Source organism: Pseudomonas sp. 008 (assembly GCF_016861935.1).
Taxonomy (GTDB): Bacteria; Pseudomonadota; Gammaproteobacteria; order Pseudomonadales; family Pseudomonadaceae; genus Aquipseudomonas.
The window spans coordinates 269862-290712 of record NZ_BOMA01000004.1; the positions used below are offsets into that span (position 1 = coordinate 269862).

General features: G+C 60.1%; 20 protein-coding genes. 7 read left to right on the top strand and 13 right to left on the bottom strand.

All coding sequences use genetic code 11. The features are described 5' to 3' along the window. Positions 1-116: 116 nt before the first annotated feature. Both JUI81_RS10630 and JUI81_RS10635 read right to left on the bottom strand, forming a co-directional pair. Entirely contained in the window at positions 117-1265 is a 1149-nt protein-coding gene (locus JUI81_RS10630) for an NAD(P)/FAD-dependent oxidoreductase (RefSeq protein WP_204124223.1), read from the bottom strand. Positions 1266-1283: 18 nt separating this feature from the next. Then, positions 1284-1451, bottom strand: a complete 168-nt coding sequence (locus JUI81_RS10635) for a rubredoxin (RefSeq protein WP_007896465.1) — start codon at positions 1449-1451, stop codon at positions 1284-1286. Positions 1452-1651: 200 nt separating this feature from the next. Between JUI81_RS10635 and JUI81_RS10640 the strand changes: the two genes are divergently transcribed. Both JUI81_RS10640 and ubiA read left to right on the top strand, forming a co-directional pair. Then, complete coding sequence (locus JUI81_RS10640; RefSeq protein ID WP_204124224.1) at positions 1652-2215, top strand: chorismate lyase; 564 nt, start codon at positions 1652-1654, stop codon at positions 2213-2215. Further along, positions 2215-3105 carry a 4-hydroxybenzoate octaprenyltransferase gene (ubiA, locus tag JUI81_RS10645; RefSeq protein WP_204124225.1) on the top strand — a complete coding sequence of 297 codons (891 nt, stop codon included), beginning with the start codon at positions 2215-2217 and terminating at the stop codon, positions 3103-3105. The genes JUI81_RS10640 and ubiA overlap by 1 nt, the downstream gene beginning before the upstream one ends. Positions 3106-3178: 73 nt before the next feature. Here ubiA and JUI81_RS10650 read toward each other — a convergent pair whose 3' ends face one another. Beyond that, on the bottom strand, positions 3179-3562 hold the full coding sequence (locus JUI81_RS10650; RefSeq protein ID WP_204124226.1) for a hypothetical protein: 384 nt from the start codon (positions 3560-3562) through the stop codon (positions 3179-3181). A 152-nt stretch (positions 3563-3714) separates the two neighbouring features. Here JUI81_RS10650 and phoB point away from each other — a divergent pair, with 152 nt between their 5' ends. The 3 genes from phoB to JUI81_RS10665 all read left to right on the top strand — a co-directional run bounded on the left by phoB (position 3715) and on the right by JUI81_RS10665 (position 7230). Next, positions 3715-4404, top strand: a complete 690-nt coding sequence (gene phoB, locus JUI81_RS10655; protein ID WP_007896474.1) for a phosphate regulon transcriptional regulator PhoB — start codon at positions 3715-3717, stop codon at positions 4402-4404. Positions 4405-4479: 75 nt separating this feature from the next. Continuing rightward, positions 4480-5766 carry a phosphate regulon sensor histidine kinase PhoR gene (gene phoR / locus JUI81_RS10660; RefSeq protein WP_218585017.1) on the top strand — a complete coding sequence of 429 codons (1287 nt, stop codon included), beginning with the start codon at positions 4480-4482 and terminating at the stop codon, positions 5764-5766. A gap of 123 nt (positions 5767-5889) precedes the next feature. After that, positions 5890-7230: a hemolysin family protein gene (locus JUI81_RS10665; protein ID WP_018927395.1), complete on the top strand. Its 1341-nt coding sequence runs from the start codon at positions 5890-5892 to the stop codon at positions 7228-7230. 66 nt (positions 7231-7296) lie between these two features. On the opposite strand, the gene JUI81_RS10670 is transcribed toward JUI81_RS10665, so the two are convergent. The 8 genes from JUI81_RS10670 to JUI81_RS10705 all read right to left on the bottom strand — a co-directional run bounded on the left by JUI81_RS10670 (position 7297) and on the right by JUI81_RS10705 (position 18138). Further along, the gene (locus tag JUI81_RS10670; RefSeq protein WP_204124227.1) at positions 7297-8217 is read right to left on the bottom strand and encodes a peptidoglycan DD-metalloendopeptidase family protein; all 921 of its coding nucleotides are present in this window, start codon (positions 8215-8217) and stop codon (positions 7297-7299) included. A gap of 200 nt (positions 8218-8417) precedes the next feature. After that, positions 8418-9368 carry a response regulator gene (locus JUI81_RS10675; RefSeq protein WP_028940113.1) on the bottom strand — a complete coding sequence of 317 codons (951 nt, stop codon included), beginning with the start codon at positions 9366-9368 and terminating at the stop codon, positions 8418-8420. Between the two features lie 181 nt (positions 9369-9549). Further along, entirely contained in the window at positions 9550-10311 is a 762-nt protein-coding gene (gene phoU, locus JUI81_RS10680; RefSeq protein ID WP_007934507.1) for a phosphate signaling complex protein PhoU, read from the bottom strand. 71 nt (positions 10312-10382) lie between these two features. Next, positions 10383-11216 (bottom strand): phosphate ABC transporter ATP-binding protein PstB, encoded by an 834-nt coding sequence (pstB, locus tag JUI81_RS10685; protein WP_008150054.1) that lies wholly within the window; start codon positions 11214-11216, stop codon positions 10383-10385. Between the two features lie 166 nt (positions 11217-11382). Further along, positions 11383-13053, bottom strand: a complete 1671-nt coding sequence (gene pstA, locus JUI81_RS10690; RefSeq protein WP_018927392.1) for a phosphate ABC transporter permease PstA — start codon at positions 13051-13053, stop codon at positions 11383-11385. A 15-nt stretch (positions 13054-13068) separates the two neighbouring features. Next, positions 13069-15351, bottom strand: coding sequence for a phosphate ABC transporter permease (locus JUI81_RS10695; protein ID WP_374707261.1), 2283 nt, complete (start codon positions 15349-15351; stop codon positions 13069-13071). A gap of 240 nt (positions 15352-15591) precedes the next feature. After that, positions 15592-16593, bottom strand: a complete 1002-nt coding sequence (locus JUI81_RS10700; protein ID WP_019580399.1) for a phosphate ABC transporter substrate-binding protein PstS — start codon at positions 16591-16593, stop codon at positions 15592-15594. A 246-nt stretch (positions 16594-16839) separates the two neighbouring features. Next, positions 16840-18138 carry an MFS transporter gene (locus tag JUI81_RS10705; RefSeq protein ID WP_018927389.1) on the bottom strand — a complete coding sequence of 433 codons (1299 nt, stop codon included), beginning with the start codon at positions 18136-18138 and terminating at the stop codon, positions 16840-16842. A gap of 364 nt (positions 18139-18502) precedes the next feature. On the opposite strand from JUI81_RS10705, the gene JUI81_RS10710 reads away from it, so the two are divergent. Both JUI81_RS10710 and JUI81_RS10715 read left to right on the top strand, forming a co-directional pair. Then, complete coding sequence (locus JUI81_RS10710) at positions 18503-18907, top strand: acyl-CoA thioesterase (protein ID WP_007896491.1); 405 nt, start codon at positions 18503-18505, stop codon at positions 18905-18907. 73 nt (positions 18908-18980) lie between these two features. Beyond that, a complete protein-coding gene (locus tag JUI81_RS10715; protein WP_019580398.1) occupies positions 18981-19880 on the top strand; it encodes a D-hexose-6-phosphate mutarotase in 900 nt (299 codons plus the stop codon). A gap of 47 nt (positions 19881-19927) precedes the next feature. Here JUI81_RS10715 and JUI81_RS10720 read toward each other — a convergent pair whose 3' ends face one another. Next, entirely contained in the window at positions 19928-20464 is a 537-nt protein-coding gene (locus JUI81_RS10720; protein WP_026331809.1) for a DUF3299 domain-containing protein, read from the bottom strand. Positions 20465-20552: 88 nt separating this feature from the next. After that, a complete protein-coding gene (locus JUI81_RS10725; protein ID WP_028940111.1) occupies positions 20553-20798 on the bottom strand; it encodes a GlsB/YeaQ/YmgE family stress response membrane protein in 246 nt (81 codons plus the stop codon). Positions 20799-20851: the final 53 nt, after the last annotated feature.

Consider the following 20851-nt stretch of genomic DNA (forward strand, 5'->3'; position numbering starts at 1 on the left):
GTGCTCTACTCTGCGGCAGACGGGAATGAGGATGGCATGCGCGCAAGAGCGGCGCCAGTCTCCCCGCGACCTTTGTGGGGGCAAAAACGGGGTGATTCCGACAGAACGACCGGCATTTACGCCAACAGGGCCGGAAGTTCTTTGTTCAGGGCGAGTTTTTCCATCACCGCCGCGCCGGTCAGGGCATAGCCCAGCAATTTGCCGGCGCTGTCGCGGCACAGCACCTTGATGTCCGCGCCCTGCCCTTCGACCGTCCAGACGCCCTCCGCGCCCCGTGGTGGCGGGGAAACCACCAATGGGCAGACCGGGGTTTTCACGGTGATCGGCATCGGGCCGTAACTCACCGCCGTAGGGTTTCCGGCGAGGGTCTGGGCCAGCGCTCTCGCACAGCTCATGAGGGGCATGACGTACAACAGATTCAGCCCATCGACCTCGGCGCAATCGCCCAGGGCGTAGATGTTGGCGTGAGAGGTTTTCAGGTGACGGTCAACCACCACACCACGATTGACCTGCACCCCGGCAGCGGCCGCCAGGTCGATGCGCGGACGCAGACCGATGGCTGACACCACTACGTCGCAAGGGATGACCTGGCCGTCAGACAAATGCGCTTCCAGGCCGTCAGCCACTCGCTGCAGGCGATTGAGCACCGGCCCGAGGTGGAAGCGCGCGCCCAGGCTTTCCAGGCCGGCCTGGACCGCAGCGGCCGCCGCCGGGTGGAGCAAGGTCGGCATGACTTGTTCGCAGGGGGCAACCAGCTGCACTTCGTAGCCACCGAGAATCAGGTCGTTGGCGAATTCGCAGCCGATCAAACCGGCGCCCAGCAGCAACACCCGACGCTTGCCGGCCGCGGCTGCGCGAAAACGTGCGTAGTCTTCAAGGTCGTTGATCGGGAAAACCGCGTCGGCCGCGTCGCCTTCAATCGGCACCCGCACGGTTTCTGCGCCCCAGGCCAGGATCAGGTCACGATAGATCACTGATTCTTCGCCGATCCACAGGCGCTTGTGGCCCGGATCGATGCCGCTGATGCGCGTGTGGGTACGCACTTCGGCTTTCAATTGCTCGGCCATGGCGCCCGGTTCGGCCATGCTCAGGCCATCGGCGTCTTTATTCTTGCCAAAGCCGGTGGAAAGCATCGGCTTGGAGTAGGAGCGTCCGTCATCTGCGGTAATCAACAGCAGCGGGGTTTCGCCATCGAGTTTGCGAAACTCCCGGGCCAGGTTGTAGCCAGCCAGCCCAGTGCCGACGATCACGACAGGTGCGTACATTCCTAGCTCCTTGGATGCTTAGTTGATTTCAATCATTTCAAAATCCATTTTGCCCACGCCGCAGTCCGGGCACAGCCAGTCTTCCGGCACGTCCTGCCACGGTGTGCCCGCCGCAATACCGTCGTCCGGCCAGCCTTCGGCTTCGTTATAGATCAGGCCGCAGACCACACATTGCCACTTTTTCATTCAGGTATTTCCTCGGGATTCAGGCTTTTGCCGGCGCGAACGGTCGATAGATGAAGCGTTGCTGTCCGGCTCAGGGCGTTTTGTACTGATCGGGCCCGTCAGATGCAAGCCTGTTCGGCGCAACGGCAGGCCGGATCAATCAAACTCGCCGCCTGACATGGTAAGCTCGCCGCCTCATTTGCTGCCAATAATGACTCACTGTGCCGCACTCAAAAGCCCCCTCCCCGACGCCGCTCTGGCTTTCTCAAAGCCAACTGATCCCCCGCCCCGACACGTCTACGCTCGATTGGTTGTTCGATGAAGGGTCACTGACCCGACGCCTGACCCGCTTGTCGAATGACGGTTTCAGCGTCACGCCGCTGTTCGAAGGCTGGCAATCGCTGCGCGCCGACGAATGTGCCGCGCTGGAGCTGGCCGAAGGCAGCGAAGGCTGGGTGCGCGAGGTGTATCTGCGCGGCCACGGTGAAGCCTGGGTGTTTGCCCGCAGCGTAGCCGCGCGTAGCGCGCTACAGGGCGACGGATTGCACATGGATGAGCTGGGCAGCCGCTCTCTGGGTGAATTGCTGTTTTGCGATCAGGCATTTCAGCGCCGGGCCATCGAGGTTTGTCACTATCCTCAAGCGTGGTTGCCGATGGAGGCCCGGGCGCCTGAACTGTGGGGCCGGCGCTCACGTTTCGACCGAGGCGCCCTGAGCGTGCTGGTGGCCGAGATTTTCCTGCCGACCCTGTGGAGCGCCGCCCGCGCGCATCCGGAGAACTGCTGATGTACCAGAACCTGCTCAAGTCTCTGAACCGCGTGAATCCTCGGGCCTGGGATTTCATTCAGCTGACCCGCATGGACAAGCCGATCGGCATTTACCTGCTGCTGTGGCCGACATTGTGGGCACTGTGGATTGCCGGTGAAGGTTCGCCGTCACTGGCCAATATCGTGATTTTCGTGCTCGGCGTGGTACTGACCCGTGCTGGCGGCTGCGTGATCAACGACTGGGCGGACCGCAAGGTCGATGGCCATGTGAAACGCACCGAGCAGCGGCCGCTGGTGAGCGGCAAGATCAGCTCCAAAGAAGCCCTGGTGTTCTTCGCGCTGCTGATGGGCGTGAGCTTCTTGCTGGTGCTGTGCACCAACGCGGCGACTGTCTGGCTGTCGCTGGGCGGTTTGGCCCTGGCCTTCACGTATCCGTTCATGAAGCGTTACACCTATTACCCGCAAGTGGTGCTGGGCGCGGCGTTCTCCTGGGGCATGCCGATGGCGTTCACTGCCGAGACTGGTGAGTTGCCGGCGACAGCCTGGTTGCTGTGGATCGCCAACTTGCTGTGGACCGTGGGCTACGACACCTATTACGCCATGACCGACCGGGACGATGACCTGAAGATCGGGGTGAAATCCACCGCGATCCTGTTTGGCGACGCCGACCGGGTGATCATTCTGACCTTGCAAGGCCTGGCGTTGGGCTGCCTGTTGCTGGCTGGCTCGAAATTCCATCTCGGTGGCTGGTTCCACCTTGGGTTGCTGGTGGCGGCAGGCTGCTTTGCGTGGGAGTTCTGGTACACCCGCAGCAAAGACCGGATGCGCTGCTTCCAGGCGTTTTTGCATAACCACTGGGCTGGGTTGGCGATTTTCGTGGGGATTGTGCTGGATTACGCGTTACGTTGACTGCGATTGATCTGTAGCAGCTGCCGAACGACTTCGCGAGCTGCTACAGATTGTTTACCGAGCGGCAAATCGCTTACTTGTGTTCGCGCATGACATGCCACATTTTCATCATGCCCTCGCCTTTCATTTCTCCCGGCATTTTGTCCATCGTGTAGGTGTACATTGGCTTACCGTCGTAAGTCCATTGCATTGTGCCGTCGTCACGCTTGATCGGCTTCCATTCACCCATGGGCTTGGCATCCATCGGAGCCATCATCGGCGGCCAGTTCTTCGCACACTCACCCATGCACATCGACTTGCCGTCCTTGTCCTTGTCAAAGGTATACAAGGTCATACCCTTCTGATCGACCATCATGCCGCCTTTCATCATGGCGGGTTCTGCCGCAAAGGCCAGGGACGGCAGCGTTAACGCAGCCGTGACCAGCAGGACCTTCCAGGATTTAGCAATGTGATTCATGGAAACCTTCCTTTTGTGGTTGTCAGGATTCGGAATTAGAGCTTAGTTCAGGATCGCGACAATCGCAGGGCGGCTAAAATACTGTCACACGACTGCAATAATTCCGTTATCTAATGCGGCGCAAGACAGTTAAATGACAAGAGGATTAAGGCATGGTTGGCAGGAGCATTCTGATCGTCGACGACGAAGCGCCCATTCGCGAAATGATCGCCGTTGCGTTGGAAATGGCCGGCTATGACTGCCTGGAGGCGGAGAACTCCCAGCAGGCCCATGCCATTATCGTCGACCGCAAACCGGACCTGATCCTGCTCGACTGGATGCTGCCCGGCACTTCCGGCATCGAGTTGGCCCGCCGCCTCAAGCGCGACGAACTGACCGGGGATATCCCGATCATCATGCTCACCGCCAAGGGTGAAGAGGACAACAAGATCCAGGGCCTGGAAGTCGGCGCCGACGACTACATCACCAAACCGTTTTCCCCCCGCGAACTGGTGGCACGCCTCAAAGCCGTACTGCGCCGCGCCGGCCCGACCGATGGCGAAGCGCCGATCGAAGTCGGCGGCCTGTTGCTCGACCCGATCAGCCATCGCGTGACCATCGACGGCAAACCTGCCGAGATGGGCCCGACCGAATACCGTTTGCTGCAATTCTTCATGACCCACCAGGAACGCGCCTACACCCGCGGCCAGTTGCTGGATCAGGTCTGGGGCGGCAATGTCTACGTCGAAGAGCGCACTGTCGACGTGCACATCCGTCGCCTGCGCAAAGCCCTCGGCGATGCCTACGAAAATCTGGTACAAACCGTGCGCGGCACCGGCTACCGGTTTTCCACCAAGGCCTGAACAGACCGCCAGCCTCGCTGACAAGGACGCATATTTTCCGTGAACCAAAACTGGCATGGCACCCTGATTCGCCACATGCTGTTGCTGGTCACCGCCTGCCTGGTGATCGGCCTGATTTCCGGCTACTACGGCTGGAGTCTCGCCGTGGGCCTGGGTGTTTACCTGGCCTGGACCCTCAAACAGCTGCTGCGCCTGCACGAATGGCTGCGCCTGCACCAACCCGATGAAGCACCGCCCGACGGCTATGGCCTGTGGGGCGAAGTGTTCGACAGCATCTATCACCTGCAACGCCGCGACCAACGGGTACGCGGACGCCTGCAAGCGGTGATCGACCGAGTCCAGGAATCCACTGCCGCGCTGAAAGACGCAGTGATCATGCTCGACAGCGACGGCAACCTTGAGTGGTGGAACCGCGCCGCCGAAACCCTGCTCGGCCTCAAGACTCCTCAAGACAGCGGCCAGCCGGTGACCAACCTGGTGCGCCATCCGCGTTTCAAGGAATACTTCGAGCAGGACAACTACGCCGAACCATTGGAGATTCCGTCGCCGATCAACGATCGCCTGCGCATTCAGCTGTACATCACCCGCTACGGCAACAACGAGCACTTGATGCTGGTGCGCGACGTGACGCGTATCCATCAGCTGGAGCAGATGCGCAAAGACTTCATCGCCAACGTGTCCCACGAGCTGCGCACGCCCCTGACGGTGATTTGCGGCTACCTGGAAACCCTGCTCGATAACGTCGAGGACGTGAATCCGCGCTGGACCCGTGCCCTGCAGCAAATGCAGCAGCAAGGCGGGCGCATGCAGACCTTGCTTAACGATTTGCTGCTGCTGGCCAAACTGGAAGCCACCGATTACCCGTCGGACAACCAACCAGTGTCCATCGACAGCCTGCTGCAATCGATCAAGAGCGACGCCCAGCAGCTGTCGGGTCAGAAAAATCAGCGCATCACCCTGGAAGCCGACCCGACGATTCTGCTCAAGGGCAGTGAAGCCGAACTGCGCAGTGCGTTTTCCAATCTGGTGTTCAACGCAGTGAAATACACCCCGGCCGAGGGCAATATCCGCATTCGCTGGTGGGGCGACGAGCAAGGTGCACACCTGAGCGTGCAGGATTCGGGAATCGGCATCGACAGCAAACACCTGCCGCGCCTGACCGAACGCTTCTACCGCGTCGATTCCAGCCGCAACTCCAACACCGGCGGCACCGGGCTGGGGCTGGCCATCGTCAAACATGTGCTGCTGCGCCACCGGGCACGTATGGAAATCAGCAGTGTGCCGGGGCATGGCAGCACGTTTACCTGCCATTTTGCGCCGGCCCAGGTCACCAAATCCCGCGTGATCAGTGCAGCGGACTGATACCGACCAGCACTCACCACTAGGCAATCGATCAGTCAGCCGCTACATTGGCTGACTTGTGCCTGCCCTTCAGGCACTGCATTTCCCCCTTTTTTGAATACACGGAACCCGCAAAACTCCATCATGGACCCTTCCCCTGGCTTGACCCTCGCAACAATATTCGCCGACTTCGGCATGATTCTTTTTGCTCTGATCCTGGTTTTGCTCAACGGCTTTTTCGTTGCGGCAGAGTTTGCCATGGTCAAACTGCGCTCGACCCGGGTCGAAGCCATCGCTGAACAGCACGGCTGGCGCGGGCACATCCTGCGCACCGTACACAGTCAGCTCGATGCTTACCTGTCAGCGTGCCAATTGGGTATCACCCTCGCCTCTCTGGGTCTGGGCTGGGTCGGCGAACCGGCGTTCGCGCACCTCCTGGAGCCTGTGCTGAGTGCCGTGGGTGTAGATTCCGCTGAGGTGGTCAAGGCGGTTTCGTTCTTCACGGCGTTCTTCATCATTTCGTACCTGCACATCGTGGTCGGTGAGCTGGCACCAAAATCCTGGGCCATCCGCAAACCCGAGTTGCTGTCGCTGTGGACGGCGGTGCCGCTGTACTTGTTCTACTGGGCCATGTACCCGGCCATCTACCTGCTCAACGCCAGCGCCAACCAGATCCTGCGCATCGCCGGGCAAGGTGAGCCCGGCCCGCACCACGAGCACCATTACAGCCGCGAAGAACTGAAACTGATCCTGCACTCCAGCCGTGGCCAGGACCCAAGCGACCAAGGCATGCGCGTACTGGCCTCGGCGGTGGAAATGGGCGAGCTGGAAGTGGTCGACTGGGCCAATTCCCGGGAAGACCTGGTCACACTTGAGTTCAACGCTCCGCTCAAGGAAATCCTGGCGTTGTTCCGTCGCCACAAGTTCAGCCGCTACCCGGTGTACGACAGCGAGCGCAAGGAGTTCGTCGGCCTGCTGCACATCAAGGATCTGCTGCTGGAACTGGCCGCCCTTGATCACATTCCCGAGTCGTTCAACCTCGCCGAACTGACCCGGCCACTGGAGCGCGTATCGCGGCACATGCCGCTGTCGCAACTGCTGGAGCAGTTCCGCAAGGGCGGCTCGCACTTCGCCTTGGTCGAGGAAGCCGACGGCAACATCATCGGCTACCTGACCATGGAAGACGTGCTGGAAGTGCTGGTGGGCGACATTCAGGACGAACACCGCAAGGCTGAACGCGGGATCCTCGCGTATCAGCCGGGCAAGCTGCTGGTGCGGGGTGATACGCCGCTGTTCAAGGTGGAACGCCTGCTGGGCATCGACCTGGACCACATTGAAGCCGAAACCCTCGCCGGGCTGGTCTACGAAACCCTGAAACGGGTGCCGGAAGAGGAAGAAGTGCTGGAAGTCGAAGGTTTGCGGATCATCATCAAAAAGATGAAAGGGCCGAAGATCATATTGGCCAAGGTGTTGATGCTGGACTGAGCTACGCCCTTGTAGGAGCCGGCTTGCTGGCGATCAGGAGCGCTGCGGTGTCTCTGTTATACCGCGTTATCGTTCATCGCCAGCAAGCCGGCTCCTACTGCCCAACGCAAAGTTGGGCAACGCCCCCACCGGTTGATTGAACTGGTACGGAATCGACACCAGGCCCAACCCGGTATTGCGCTGCACCACGAAGTGCAGGTGCGGGCCGCTGCTGTTGCCGGTGTTGCCCGACAGCGCCAGCGCACTGCCCACCACTACCCGCTGACCTTCCCGTACGCAGACCGAACCTTTCTTGAGGTGCAGGTACACGCCCATGGTCCCGTCATCGTGCAATACCCGCACGAAATTGCCCGATGGATCGTTGCCGCGCCCGGTCTGGCCATTCTCGGTTTTCACCACCACCCCGCCGCGCGCCGCGATGATCGGCGTGCCTTCGGGCATGGCGATATCCATCGCGTAACGGTTCTTCGGTCCGTAGTGGCTGTATTGGCCATTGGGGCCCTGGGTCAGCCGAAACGGACCGCCACGCCAGGGCAACGGATATCGATAGGCCATGGCAGCCCCTGAGGGGTCGCCCAGGGAATATGCGAACCTTGGGTTATACACGATCGGCCTTCCAGCCTTCGTCGGCGTGAGCAGGGCCAGACGAAGGTTACTGCGCGCCGGCATCACCCGCCGGATCGGTCGGCTCGGCGCACCGCTGACGTTCTGCAGCCCGTCGAAACTCAGCTCGATCTCGACCGGCGCATACAGGTCGTTGCGCACGAACACGCTGTCCATGCCATTCAGCCTCTTGATGTCGAGGTACACCTGCCGCTCAAGGTGTTCGACCATTCGGTCGCGAAAAACGAACACCTTCGCGCCTTTAGTGGGGCGGTCGCTGTAAGAGACCACGCCACTGGCATCAGTGGACCTGTAGATCGTCATGGCCACAGCCGAGGTGGAGGCCATGAAAAGACCACAGAAAAACAGCAGGCGCGCGAGCATGGGCAAAATTCTGTTGAGTAGGCCTGGGAAGGAGCCTAGCAGCAGAAATGGACCTGCGTAGTCGACAGATGTTTCAAATGATCATTCCCACGCTCTGCCTGGGAATGCAGCAAGGGACGCTCTGCGCCCCATCCGAAGCGGACGCGGAGCGTCCGGGGAGGCATTCCCACGCAGGGCGCGGGAATGATCAGCGGTACACGTTACGCACCCGGTACGAAGTGCTTCTGCGCGGTGCCACGGGCGATCAGGCGGGAGATGTAGTCGAGCTTCTGTGCATCCTGGTCGACAAAGCGGAACGTCAGTTGCAGCCACTCACTGTCCGGCTTCGGTTCGTGGGCGACGATGGCGTGCAGGTAGCCGTTAAGACGGGCAATTTCGGCGTTGTCGCCCTGCTCCAGGTCGAGTACGGCGTTGTCGAGGACTTGCGGCAAGGTGTCGGTGCGTTTCACCACCAGCAGCGCTTCCTTGATGCTCAAGGCCTTGATCACGCATTGCTGAGTGCCGCTCGACAGGCGCAGTTGGCCTTGGCCACGACCGCCAGCTGATGCGGAGGCAGCGGCAGGCGCCTTGACCGGTGGGTTGTTGAGCAGGCCGCGAGACGGCGCCGCAGCCGGGGCTGGCGCGGCGGCGGCAGGTTTGGCAAACGGGTTGACCACAGCAGCCGCGGGTGCGACCACCGCCGCTTTGCCACCGGTCAATGCGCTCAGGGAATCGTTGCCGAACGCCGAGTTCATTTTGGTCGGCGCGCTGTTCATCAAGGTATCGAGCTTGCCGACCTTGTTCAGCGCCTGCTTGACCTTGGTCAGCAACTGCTCGTTGGTGAACGGCTTGCTGACATAGCCGGAAACCCCGGCCTGGATCGCCTGGACCACGTTCTCTTTGTCGCCACGGCTGGTCACCATGATGAACGGCATGGTTTTGAGGTTGTCCTGCTCGCGGCACCAGGTCAGCAACTCCAGACCGGACATTTCCGGCATTTCCCAGTCGCACAGAACCAGGTCGAACGCTTCCTTGGCCAGCATGGCCTGGGCCTTTTTGCCGTTGACGGCATCTTCGGTCCGGATCCCCGGGAAGTAGTTGCGCAGGCACTTTTTTACCAGGTCACGAATGAACGACGCATCGTCCACGACCAACACACTGATCTTGCTCATCCAACACCCCTTTAAAAATCCCGGCAAGCATAACGCTGGCTGATGGCACTTTGCCAAAACTCTTCAGTCACGCCGGGACTTTTCGTTCGCGGGTGCTGCTTTTCAATTCGGCTTTTCAGTTCAAAAGCCACACAAACAAAAACGCCCGGCCAAGGGGCCGGGCGCTTTTTCTTGGGCAACCTTACTTATCGTCAGCTTTGTCCGGAACATTAGCGGTTTCGGCACTTGTGCCTTCCACTTCTTCCTTCATGCGCTTGAGGCCCAGGTGACGCACGTCGGTGCCGCGCACCAGGTAAATCACCAGTTCCGAGATATTGCGCGCGTGGTCGCCGATTCGTTCAAGGGAACGCAGCACCCAGATAATGCTCAAGACACGCGAGATAGAGCGCGGGTCTTCCATCATGTAGGTGGCGAGTTCGCGCAGCGCGGTCTTGTATTCGCGGTCGATGATCTTGTCGTACTGCGCCACCGACAGCGCCAAGTCGGCGTCGAAGCGAGCAAATGCGTCCAGGGCATCGCGAACCATGTTGCGCACCTGGTCGCCGATGTGGCGAACCTCGACGTAACCGCGCGGCGCTTCGCCTTCTTCGCACAACTGAATGGCCCGACGGGCAATTTTGGTGGCTTCGTCGCCGATACGCTCGAGATCGATCACCGATTTGGAGATGCTGATGATCAGACGCAAGTCCGACGCCGCCGGCTGACGACGGGCCAGAATGCGCAGGCATTCTTCGTCGATGTTGCGTTCCATCTGGTTGATCTGGTCGTCGACCTCGCGCACTTGCTGGGCCAGGCCGGAGTCGGCCTCGATCAGCGCGGTGACCGCGTCGTTGACCTGCTTCTCGACCAGCCCGCCCATGGCCAGGAGGTGGCTGCGCACTTCCTCGAGCTCAGCGTTGAACTGCTGGGAGATGTGATGGGTAAGGCCTTCTTTACTAATCATGTTGGCGTCCTTGGAGCGTCCGGTAAGGTGCGGTGGGCCGCAGCGTCAGTTCAGTGAGCAACAACAGCTTCCTAGCCGTAACGACCGGTGATGTAGTCTTCGGTCTGCTTCTTCGCCGGATTGGTGAACAGGGTGTCGGTGTCGCCGAACTCCACCAGTTTGCCCATATACATGAACGCCGTGTAGTCGGAAACCCGCGCGGCCTGTTGCATGTTGTGGGTCACGATAACAATGGTGAACTTGGATTTCAGTTCGTAGATCAGCTCTTCGACTTTCAGCGTGGAGATCGGGTCGAGTGCCGAGCACGGTTCGTCGAGCAGCAGCACTTCCGGCTCCACGGCGATGGTGCGGGCAATCACCAGACGTTGCTGCTGACCGCCGGACAGACCGAGTGCCGACTCGTGCAGACGATCCTTGACTTCATCCCACAGCGCCGCGCCTTTCAACGCCCACTCGACGGCTTCGTCGAGGATGCGCTTTTTGTTGATACCCTGGATGCGCAAACCGTAAACCACGTTTTCATAGATGGTTTTCGGGAACGGGTTGGGCTTCTGGAACACCATGCCGACCCGGCGACGCAGCTCGGCCACGTCCTCGCCCTTGCGGTAGATGTTGTTGCCGTAGAGGTTGATCGCGCCTTCTACGCGGCAGCCATCCACCAGGTCGTTCATGCGGTTGAAAGTGCGCAACAGCGTGGACTTGCCACAGCCGGACGGGCCGATGAAGGCAGTCACGCGCTGTTTCGGGATGTTCATGCTGACGTCATACAGCGCTTGTTTGTCGCCGTAGAACAGGCTCAACCCCGGCACTTCGATGGCCACGGTTTCCTGCTCGAGACTCAGGCTCTGTTTGTCGCGGCCCAGGGCCGACATGTTGATGCCGTGAGTGTGTGCTTCGTGCTGCATGGGAGGCTCCCTGTGCTAACAAATTCGGTTCGGGGCCGCAGGCCAGGCCCGCGGTTACGCAATTCTTTGTAGGAGCCGGCTTGCTGGCGATGCAGACAACTCGGTCCCGCAGGCTCACCGCGGTGATGCCTTCGCCAGCAAGCCGGCTCCTACAGTTCGGTGTTGATTAGCTATCCAGCGCCTTGTACTTCTCGCGCAGGTGGTTACGGATATAAACGGCCGACAGGTTCAATGTCGCGATCACCAGCACCAGCAGCAGCGCCGTGGCATACACCAGCGGCCGCGCGGCTTCTACGTTCGGGCTCTGGAAGCCGACGTCATAAATGTGGAAGCCCAGGTGCATGATCTTCTGGTCCAGGTGCAGGTACGGGTAGTTGCCATCCAGCGGCAGCGACGGTGCCAGTTTCACTACACCCACCAGCATCAGCGGCGCCACTTCACCGGCGGCGCGGGCCACGGCGAGGATCATGCCGGTCATCATCGCCGGGCTGGCCATCGGCAGCACGATCTTCCACAAGGTCTCGGCCTTGGTCGCGCCGAGGGCCAACGAGCCTTCGCGCACGGTGCGAGGAATCCGCGCCAGACCTTCTTCGGTGGCCACGATCACCACCGGCACAGCCAGCAGGGCCAAGGTCAACGAAGCCCACAGCAGACCCGGCGTACCGAAGGTCGGCGCCGGCAAGGCTTCGGGAAAGAACAAGCGGTCGATCGAGCCGCCCAGTACATAAACGAAGAAGCCCAGGCCGAACACGCCGTAAACGATCGCCGGAACACCCGCCAGGTTGTTCACCGCGATGCGGATCACTCGGGTCAGCGTGTTCTGCTTGGCGTATTCACGCAGGTAGACCGCCGCCAGCACACCGAACGGGGTGACGATCATCGCCATGATCAAGGTCATCATCACTGTGCCGAAAATCGCCGGGAAGATCCCGCCTTCGGTGTTGGCTTCGCGCGGGTCATCACTGAGGAATTCCCAGACCTTGCTGAAGTAGAAGCCAACCTTGGTAAAGGTGCTCATGGCGTTCGGCTGATAGGCGTGAACCACTTTGCCGATGCCGATCTCGACCTCTTTACCGTTCGCATCCCGTGCAGTCAGACTGTCGCGGTTGAACTGCTTGTGCAGATCGTTCAGACGCGCTTCGATTTCCTGATAACGGGCGTTCAACTCGGCGCGCTCGGACTCCAGGTCCGCCTGTGCGGTAGCGTCGAGACGGCCGGCCAATTCCAGCTTGCGACCGTGCAGACGAACACGTTCGAGACCGGCGTTGATCGCGCCGATGTCGGTTTTTTCCAGGCTCTTGAGCTGCCCAGCCAACTGGTTGACGCGATCGACACGGGCCTGCAACTCAGGCCATGCGGCTTCGCCTTCAGCGACGACCTTGCCGTCCTCTTTAACGTTGACCAGATAGCCGTAGAAGTTGCCCCACTCGCGACGCTCGATGGTCATCAGCTCTGGCGGAGTCTTCTGGTTGGTCAGCCACTCGCCGACAATCCAGGTGAAGTCCGTGCCGTTCAGATCGCGGTTGCCGACCTTGATCAGCTCGCGGGTCATGAACTCCGGGCCCTGATCGGGCACCGGCAGGCCAGCGGTTTTCAGGCGCTCGCGTGGCACTTCTTCCTTCTGCACCACTTCGCCGATGACCAGGTGGTTGGCCTGGCCCGGCACGTCGTAATTGGCGTGGATCAGGTCCGCCGGCCAGAAGTGCCCCAGACCGCGCACGGCAATGACCGCCAGCAGGCCAATGGTCATGATGACCGCAATGGACACCGCGCCGCCGCTGATCCAGACGCCGGGGGCGCCGCTCTTGAACCATCCATTCAGGGAGTTCTGTTTCACAGACTTCTACCTTTGTTAAAGCGACGAGTATTTCTTGCGCAGACGCTGACGAATCAGTTCCGCGAGGGTGTTCATGATGAAGGTGAACAACAGCAGCACCAGCGCCGAAAGGAACAGCACGCGGTAGTGGCTGCCGCCGACTTCCGATTCGGGCATTTCCACCGCGACGTTGGCTGCCAGTGTGCGCAGGCCTTCGAACAGGTTCATTTCCATGACCGGGGTGTTACCAGTGGCCATCAGCACGATCATGGTTTCACCGACCGCACGGCCCATGCCGATCATCAGCGCCGAGAAGATGCCCGGGCTGGCGGTGAGGATCACCACGCGGGTCATGGTCTGCCACGGCGTGGCACCGAGGGCCAGGGAGCCGAGGGTCAGGCCGCGCGGCACACTGAACACGGCGTCTTCGGCGATCGAGTAGATGTTCGGGATGACTGCAAAGCCCATGGCCAGGCCGACCACCAGAGCGTTGCGCTGGTCGTAGGTGATGCCCAGGTCGTGGGAGATCCACATACGCATGTCACCGCCGAAGAACCAGGCTTCCATGTACGGGCTCATGTACAGCGACAGCCAGCCCACGAACAGAATCACCGGGATCAGGATCGCGCTTTCCCAGCCGTCCGGCACTTTCAGGCGGATCGACTCAGGCAGGCGACTGAAGACGAAACCCGCCACCAGAATGCCGATCGGCAGGAGCATCAGCAGGCTGAAGATGCCCGGCAAATGCCCTTCTACATACGGTGCGAGGAACAGGCCGGCGAAGAAGCCGAGGATCACCGTCGGCATCGCTTCCATCAGTTCGATCACCGGCTTGACCTTGCGACGCATGCCCGGGGCCATGAAGTACGCGGTGTAGATCGCCGCGGCGACGGCCAGGGGCGCGGCCAGCAGCATGGCGTAGAACGCGGCTTTCAGGGTACCGAAGGTCAGCGGCGAGAGGCTCAGCTTGGGTTCGAAGTCGGTGTTGGCGGCGGTCGATTGCCAGACGTATTTAGGCTCGTCGTAGTTCTCGTACCAGACCTTGCTCCACAACGCGCTCCAGGAAACTTCCGGGTGCGGGTTGTCGAGCAGCAACGGTTGCAGCTTGCCGCCCTGCTCCACGATCACGCGGTTGGCCCGTGGCGACAGGCCGAACAGGCCTTGGCCGTCGACCACCTGATCCACCAGCAAAGTGCGGTGCGCGGTGCTGTGGAACACGCCGAGCTTGCCGGACGCATCAAGGGCAACGAAGCCTTTGCGACGTTCTTCGGCGGTGATTTCAACAATCGGCGCAGCGCCCATCTGGAAGGTGCGGATTTGCTTCAGGCGCAGTTCGCCATCGTGATCGCGAGCCATGAACCACTGGGCGAGACCGCCCTTGGAGTCGCCGAGGATCAGTGAGATACCACCCACCAGCTGGGTGCTGGCGGTAATCTCGGCATCGCCGTCTTCGAGCAATTTGTAGCGACCGTTGAGACTCTTGTCGCGCAGGCTGAACACATCGGCTTGAGCACGACCGTTGACCACGTACAGCCACTGCTGACGCGGGTCGACGAAGATGTTCTTCACTGGCTCGGTCATTTGCGGCAGGTCGATACGTTTCTGCTCGTTGGTGACTTCGCCGGTCATCATGTTTTCTTCGCTGGTCAGCGACATGACATGCAGTTGCGCACCGGTGGAGCCAGCCAGCAGAAGGGTCGAATCGGTGGCATTGAGGCTGACGTGCTCCAGAGCGCCGCCCGCCTCGTTCAGCGCGATTGGCGTTTCGCCGTACGGGTATTCGATAGCCGGCGAGATGGTTTTCTTGCCGTCCGGGTAGCTGACTTTATAGGTGTGGCGGAACACCAGCACCTGACCGTTGGACAACCCCACTGCGACCAATGGATGGCCGGGTTGATCTTCACCGATGGAGGTCACGCTGGTACCGGCCGGGATCGGCAGGTCGACGCGGCGCAGTTCGGCGCCGCTATCGATATCAAAGAATAGCGCCTGGCCCTTGTCGGAAACCCGCATGGCCACCTGGTTCTGTTCTTCAAGGGAGATCATCAGCGGCTTGCCGGAGTCTTGCATCCAGGCGGGCGTGATGGCGTCTTTGGCGGTCAGGTCTGCACCCTGGAACAGCGGCGCGACAACATAACCGAGGAAGAAGAAGATCAGGGTGATCGCGCCCAGGACGGCGAGGCCGCCGACAAGAACGTACCAACGGGTCAGGCGATCTTTCAGCGCACGAATACGGCGCTTGCGGTGCAGCTCAGGCGTATTGAAGTCAATTCGCTTGGGGGGATTTGTAGTCATGGTGGAGTTGGCCAGATCATTCATGCGCACACCCTAGCGATCCTGTATGACAGAAAGATGACAATGCAGTGACGCAACAAATCCGCCGCCAGTGGAAACTGGCAGTGGATCGGAAATTTGGGGGCCGGTATTTACCGGCAATTGTAGGAGCAAGGCTTGCCCGCGAAGGGGTCGTTACATTCAACATCAATGTTGACCGACCCACCGCTTTCGCGGGCAAGCCTCGCTCCTACTCAGGTCCGGGTTTACCCCGGACCTAGGGTTTTACTTTTTTGCGACTTCAGCGCCGCCTTCCGCGAGACCCAGGTCAGCCAGTGCTTTTGCAGCTACCTTGGCTGGCAGTGGGATGTAGCCGTCTTTCACTACAACTTCCTGGCCCTGCTTGGACAGAACCAGTTTCACGAACTCGGCTTCCAGCGGGGCCAGAGGCTTGTTCGGGGCTTTGTTGACGTATACGTAGAGGAAACGCGACAGCGGATACTTACCGTTCAGGGCGTTTTCTTCGGTGTCTTCGATGAATTCAGTGCTGCCTTTCTTGGACAGGGCCACGGTCTTCACGCTGGCGGTCTTGTAGCCGATGCCCGAGTAACCGATGCCGTTCAGCGAGGAGCTGATCGACTGCACGACCGACGCCGAGCCTGGTTGTTCGTTGACGTTTGGCTTGTAGTCGCCTTTGCACAGGGCTTCTTCTTTGAAGTAGCCATAAGTGCCGGATACCGAGTTACGACCGAACAGTTGTACTGGCTTGTTGGCCAGGTCGCCGGTCACACCCAGGTCGCCCCAGGTTTTCACATCAGCTTTGGCGCCGCACAGACGAGTCGAGGAGAAGATCGCGTCGACTTGTTCCATGGTCAGGTGCTGGATCGGGTTGTCTTTGTGTACGAAGACGGCCAAGGCGTCCACGGCCACCGGGATAGCGGTTGGCTTGTAGCCGTACTTCTGCTCGAAGGCCGCCAGTTCGGTGTCCTTCATCTTGCGGCTCATCGGGCCCAGGTTGGAGGTACCTTCAGTCAGCGCAGGTGGCGCGGTGGCGGAGCCGGCGGCCTGAATCTGGATGTTTACGTTCGGGTATTCTTTTTTGTAGTTCTCAGCCCACAGGGTCATGAGGTTGGCCAGGGTATCGGAGCCGACGCTGGACAGGTTGCCCGACACACCAGTGGTCTTGGTGTAGCTCGGGATAGCAGGGTCAACAGCGGCAACCGCGTTGGCAGTCGCAACGCCAGCAGCGACAAAAGTCATTGCCGCCATCAAACGCTTCAGTTTCATGCCTTACTCCTAGCAGATAGGGTGTGTTAAGTCGGGGCCAAGTATCAGCAGGCCGTGTGAACACTCTATGGCTGAAATATGACAATTGGATGAAAGGCCAGTATTTGGATTTTTGAAGGGATATCGCGTCATCGTTCTTCGCGGGCAAGTCGGATCGCCGCACCGCTCGCTCCTACAGGATCAGCGTCATTTCAAAACTGGCGCATGACCAAGGAGCGAGGCTTGCCCGCGAAGGCATCGGTCGGCTTAGCGACCTTTCTTCCAGAGGTAACCACCCACCACAATCCCGACGCCGCAGATAATCGCCACGTAATAGGCCGGCCCCATCGGGCTTTCCTTGAGCAGCAGGGTGACGACCATCGGGGTCAAGCCGCCGAAAATCGCGTAGGCCAGGTTGTAGGAGAACGACAGGCCGCTGAAGCGCACCACCGCCGGGAAGGCCTTGACCATCACATACGGCACTGCACCGATAGTGCCGACCAGCAAACCGGTCAGGGCATACATCGGGAACAGCCAGTCGGGATGATTGAACAGGCTGTGATAGAAGGTCCACGAGGTCAGCAGCAGCAACGCGCTACCGAACACGAACACCCGCCCGGCGCCAAAACGGTCAGCCAGTGCACCGGAGGCCACACAGCCCAGGCTCAGGAACACGATGGCCAGGCTGTTGGCCTGCAACGCGGTAGTCGGCGGGAAGTGGTAAACAGTCTGCAATACAGTCGGCGTCATGAGGATGACCACGATGATCCCCGCGGACAGCAACCAGGTCAGCAGCATGGAAATCAGAATCGCCCCGCGATGGTCACGCAGCACAGCGCGCAGCGGCACTTCTTCGGCCAGGGCTTTACGCAATTGCAGTTCGGCAAACACCGGGGTTTCGTGCAGCCAGCGGCGCAGGTAGACCGAGAACAGGCCAAACACGCCGCCCAGCAGGAACGGGATCCGCCAGGCGTAATCCGCCACTTCCACCGGCGTATAGAGGCTGTTGATTGCCGTGGCGACCAACGAGCCCAAAAGAATGCCGGCCGTCAGACCGCTGGTCAGCGTGCCGCAGGCATAACCGATATGCCGTTGCGGTACGTGTTCGGAAACGAATACCCAGGCTCCCGGCACTTCGCCACCAATCGCCGCGCCCTGGATCACCCGCATCAGCAGCAACAGGATCGGCGCCCACATGCCTATCTGCGCATAAGTCGGCAGCAAGCCCATGATCAGGGTCGGCACCGCCATCATGAAAATGCTCAGGGTGAACATCTTCTTGCGTCCCAGCAGGTCACCGAAGTGCGCCATGACAATGCCGCCCAGCGGCCGGGCCAGATAACCTGCGGCGAAAATGCCGAACGTCTGCATCAGGCGCAGCCACTCAGGCATGTCGGCGGGGAAGAACAGTTTGCCGACCACTGTGGCGAAGAACACAAAGATGATGAAGTCGTAAAACTCCAGCGCGCCGCCCAGGGCAGACAGCGACAAGGTCTTGTAGTCGTTACGGGTCAGCGGACGTGCAGGTTGGGCTGGTTGCGCGATGCTCGAGGGCGCTGTGGTCATGGCAAGGGCTTCTCTTATAGTCGGATCTGCAACCTCAACAACGCTGGCGGAGGCTTGGGCAGGTTCGGCACGATAGCAAATTGTTCGAAAAAGCACATAGAGGTGCGTATTTGACGGTCGAAATGAGAACCGGACGGTCGTCTCGGAGTCTATCGACCGATATACTCACAACATTGCAACGGTTTGTAAGGGGTTGCTGTGCGAAACCGTCGTTGGCACCCGTCAGCCGATTTCGCAGAGTTTCCCTTTAGGCGCCTTACGAAAAACGTGACGAACGTAGTATGTTCGGGGCTGAATCGTTTTTCCAAGACGGCTACTCACCCGCTATACCTACGAAGAGTCACGGGTCAGAGGCACCCCCGGCATGATAGAGCTCGAACAAGAAGATCCAATCCCGCAAGGCGACCTGGCCCTGCAAATTACCGCGCTTCCGCGTGAAACCAACGGCTTTGGCGATATTTTCGGCGGCTGGTTGGTGGCGCAGATGGATTTGGCGGGCACCGCAATGGCCAGCAAGGTTGCCGGTGGTCGCGTGGCCACCGTTGCGATCGATCGCATGGCGTTTCTGGTGCCGGTGGCGGTGGGCGCTCAGCTCTCCTTCTATACCCAGGCCCTGGAAATCGGTCGCAGCTCGATTCAGATGATGGTTGAAGTCTGGAGCGACGATCCACTGTCCAGCGAGTGGCGTAAAGTCACCGAAGCCGTATTTGTGTTCGTCGCTATCGACGGCAGCGGCCGCACTCGTTCGGTTCCGCCCAGAGCTCGTTAAACAAGGCGCTCGTTAAACGCGGTGACCGTTTTGCGGTCCATAGCAGTCATTGTTCCTGATTGAGAGTCGCCCCATGAGCACGCCCACCGTCGAAGCCGTGAAACTGGATGAACTGAACTGCTGGCGTATCCGCCACGGTCAGGCCGAATTGCTGGTGGCCCAGCAAGGCGCGCACATCCTCAGCTATCAATTGGCCGGCCAACCGCCGCTGATCTGGCTCAACGACGAGGCGGTGTTCAAGACCGGCAAAGCTATTCGTGCCGGTGTGCCAGTGTGCTGGCCGTGGTTCGGCAATCTGTCGCGCAACCCGCAGAGTGTCCAGGCCATGCGCATCAGCCAGGAGCCGCCGACCGCTCACGGGCTGGTGCGAGCGATGGACTGGGAACTGGGCAGCATCGAAACCGAGGGCGAAAGCCTGAAGGTAGAATTCGTCCTGCCCTACCCTGAAGGCGGCCTGCCAGGCTGGCCGCATCAGGTGGACTTGAAACTGAGCATTCGTCTGGATGAACAGTTGCATATCAGCCTGACGAGCGACAACAAGGGCGCTGAACCCGTCACGATCAGCCAGGCGCTGCACAGCTATTTCGCGGTCAGCGATGTGCGCAACGTGCACGTTGAAGGGCTGGATGGCTTGAGTTACATCGAGACGCTGGACGACTGGAAAACCGTCACTCAGACCGGTGATCTGCGTTTTACCGGCGAGACCGACCGCATCTATCTGAATACCCCGCCGACATTGAGCATCGTTGACCCGCATTGGGAGCGACGCATTGAACTGACCAGCAGCGGTTCGCGCTCGGCGGTGATCTGGAACCCGTGGATCGACCGTGCGGCCGCGTTCAGCGACATGGCTGACGATGGCTGGCAGCGCATGTTGTGCATTGAAACGGCAAATGTGATGGATGATGTGGTGACGCTGGCGCCGGGGGCTAGCCATACCCTGGGCGTGAGCATCGCCAGCAAACCGCTTTAACACCACACAATAAATGTGGGAGCAGGCTTGCTCCCACATTTAAAAACCTACAAATCCGACTCCTTGACCACCCGCACCTGCGCCGCGTCCAGCGCATACGCCGCATCCGCCAGGTCGTTGGTGACCTTCTCGATCTTCAGCGTGCCAGTCACCCACAGCGGTGTGTAGATGTCATTCAGCTTCAGGCCTTTGGGATAACGCACCAGCACCAGTTGGTTAGGCGGCGGCGGTGGCACGTGGATACAAGCGCCCGGGTACGGCACGAGGAAGAACAATGTGCTGCGGCCCTTCGCATCGGATTCCAGCGGTACCGGATAACCGCCGATGCGGATGTGCTTGTCGTTCATCGACGGCACGGTCTTGGTCGAATACATCACCGCCGGCAAGCCCTTGCTCTGCTTCATGCCACCTTTTTGGGTAAAGGTGCCATTGGCTTCCGGTGAGTTGTGATCGATTTCGGGCATGGCCTCGAGGGCCTTCTGGTCCGACTTGGGCATCAGTTCGAGCCAGTCGGTTTCCGGCAGTTCGCCGGCATGGGCCAAACCACTGCCCAGGAAGAGAAGAGTCAACAGAAGACGGCGCATGAAGGTGCTCGGCAAAGGAAAGGACGGTGGAACGCCAAGCATTCTAGCCCTCTCCGGTGTTGGCGCAGAGAGGGCTTTGTCGCTTGAATCAGTTCTTTTTGATCAGGCCGTAGACCACCAGCAATATCACCGCGCCCACCAGCGCACCAATGAAGCCTGCGCCCTGACCGGCCTGGTAAATGCCCAGGGCCTGGCCGCCGTAAGTGGCCGCCAGCGAACCGCCGATACCGAGCAGGATGGTCATGATCCAGCCCATGCTGTCATCGCCCGGTTTCAGAAACCGAGCCAGCAGGCCGACGATCAAGCCGATAAAGATGGTTCCGATAATTCCCATGGCATTTCCCTCTGATTGAATTGGCTAAGCGAAAGCCTAGCCAGACTTTGGCA

Bases quoted from the DNA above. Each gene is read 5' to 3' on its own strand.
- JUI81_RS10630 (WP_204124223.1), bottom strand. From the start codon at position 1,265: ATGTACGCACCTGTCGTGATCGTCGGCACTGGGCTGGCTGGCTACAAC.
- JUI81_RS10635 (WP_007896465.1), bottom strand. From the start codon at position 1,451: ATGAAAAAGTGGCAATGTGTGGTCTGCGGCCTGATCTATAACGAAGCC.
- ubiA (WP_204124225.1), top strand. From the start codon at position 2,215: ATGTACCAGAACCTGCTCAAGTCTCTGAACCGCGTGAATCCTCGGGCC.
- JUI81_RS10650 (WP_204124226.1), bottom strand. From the start codon at position 3,562: ATGAATCACATTGCTAAATCCTGGAAGGTCCTGCTGGTCACGGCTGCG.
- phoB (WP_007896474.1), top strand. From the start codon at position 3,715: ATGGTTGGCAGGAGCATTCTGATCGTCGACGACGAAGCGCCCATTCGC.
- phoR (WP_218585017.1), top strand. From the start codon at position 4,480: ATGCTGTTGCTGGTCACCGCCTGCCTGGTGATCGGCCTGATTTCCGGC.
- JUI81_RS10665 (WP_018927395.1), top strand. From the start codon at position 5,890: ATGGACCCTTCCCCTGGCTTGACCCTCGCAACAATATTCGCCGACTTC.
- JUI81_RS10670 (WP_204124227.1), bottom strand. From the start codon at position 8,217: ATGCTCGCGCGCCTGCTGTTTTTCTGTGGTCTTTTCATGGCCTCCACC.
- JUI81_RS10675 (WP_028940113.1), bottom strand. From the start codon at position 9,368: ATGAGCAAGATCAGTGTGTTGGTCGTGGACGATGCGTCGTTCATTCGT.
- phoU (WP_007934507.1), bottom strand. From the start codon at position 10,311: ATGATTAGTAAAGAAGGCCTTACCCATCACATCTCCCAGCAGTTCAAC.
- pstB (WP_008150054.1), bottom strand. From the start codon at position 11,216: ATGCAGCACGAAGCACACACTCACGGCATCAACATGTCGGCCCTGGGC.
- JUI81_RS10695 (WP_374707261.1), bottom strand. From the start codon at position 15,351: ATGAATGATCTGGCCAACTCCACCATGACTACAAATCCCCCCAAGCGA.
- JUI81_RS10700 (WP_019580399.1), bottom strand. From the start codon at position 16,593: ATGAAACTGAAGCGTTTGATGGCGGCAATGACTTTTGTCGCTGCTGGC.
- JUI81_RS10705 (WP_018927389.1), bottom strand. From the start codon at position 18,138: ATGACCACAGCGCCCTCGAGCATCGCGCAACCAGCCCAACCTGCACGT.
- JUI81_RS10710 (WP_007896491.1), top strand. From the start codon at position 18,503: ATGATAGAGCTCGAACAAGAAGATCCAATCCCGCAAGGCGACCTGGCC.
- JUI81_RS10715 (WP_019580398.1), top strand. From the start codon at position 18,981: ATGAGCACGCCCACCGTCGAAGCCGTGAAACTGGATGAACTGAACTGC.
- JUI81_RS10720 (WP_026331809.1), bottom strand. From the start codon at position 20,464: ATGCGCCGTCTTCTGTTGACTCTTCTCTTCCTGGGCAGTGGTTTGGCC.
- JUI81_RS10725 (WP_028940111.1), bottom strand. From the start codon at position 20,798: ATGGGAATTATCGGAACCATCTTTATCGGCTTGATCGTCGGCCTGCTG.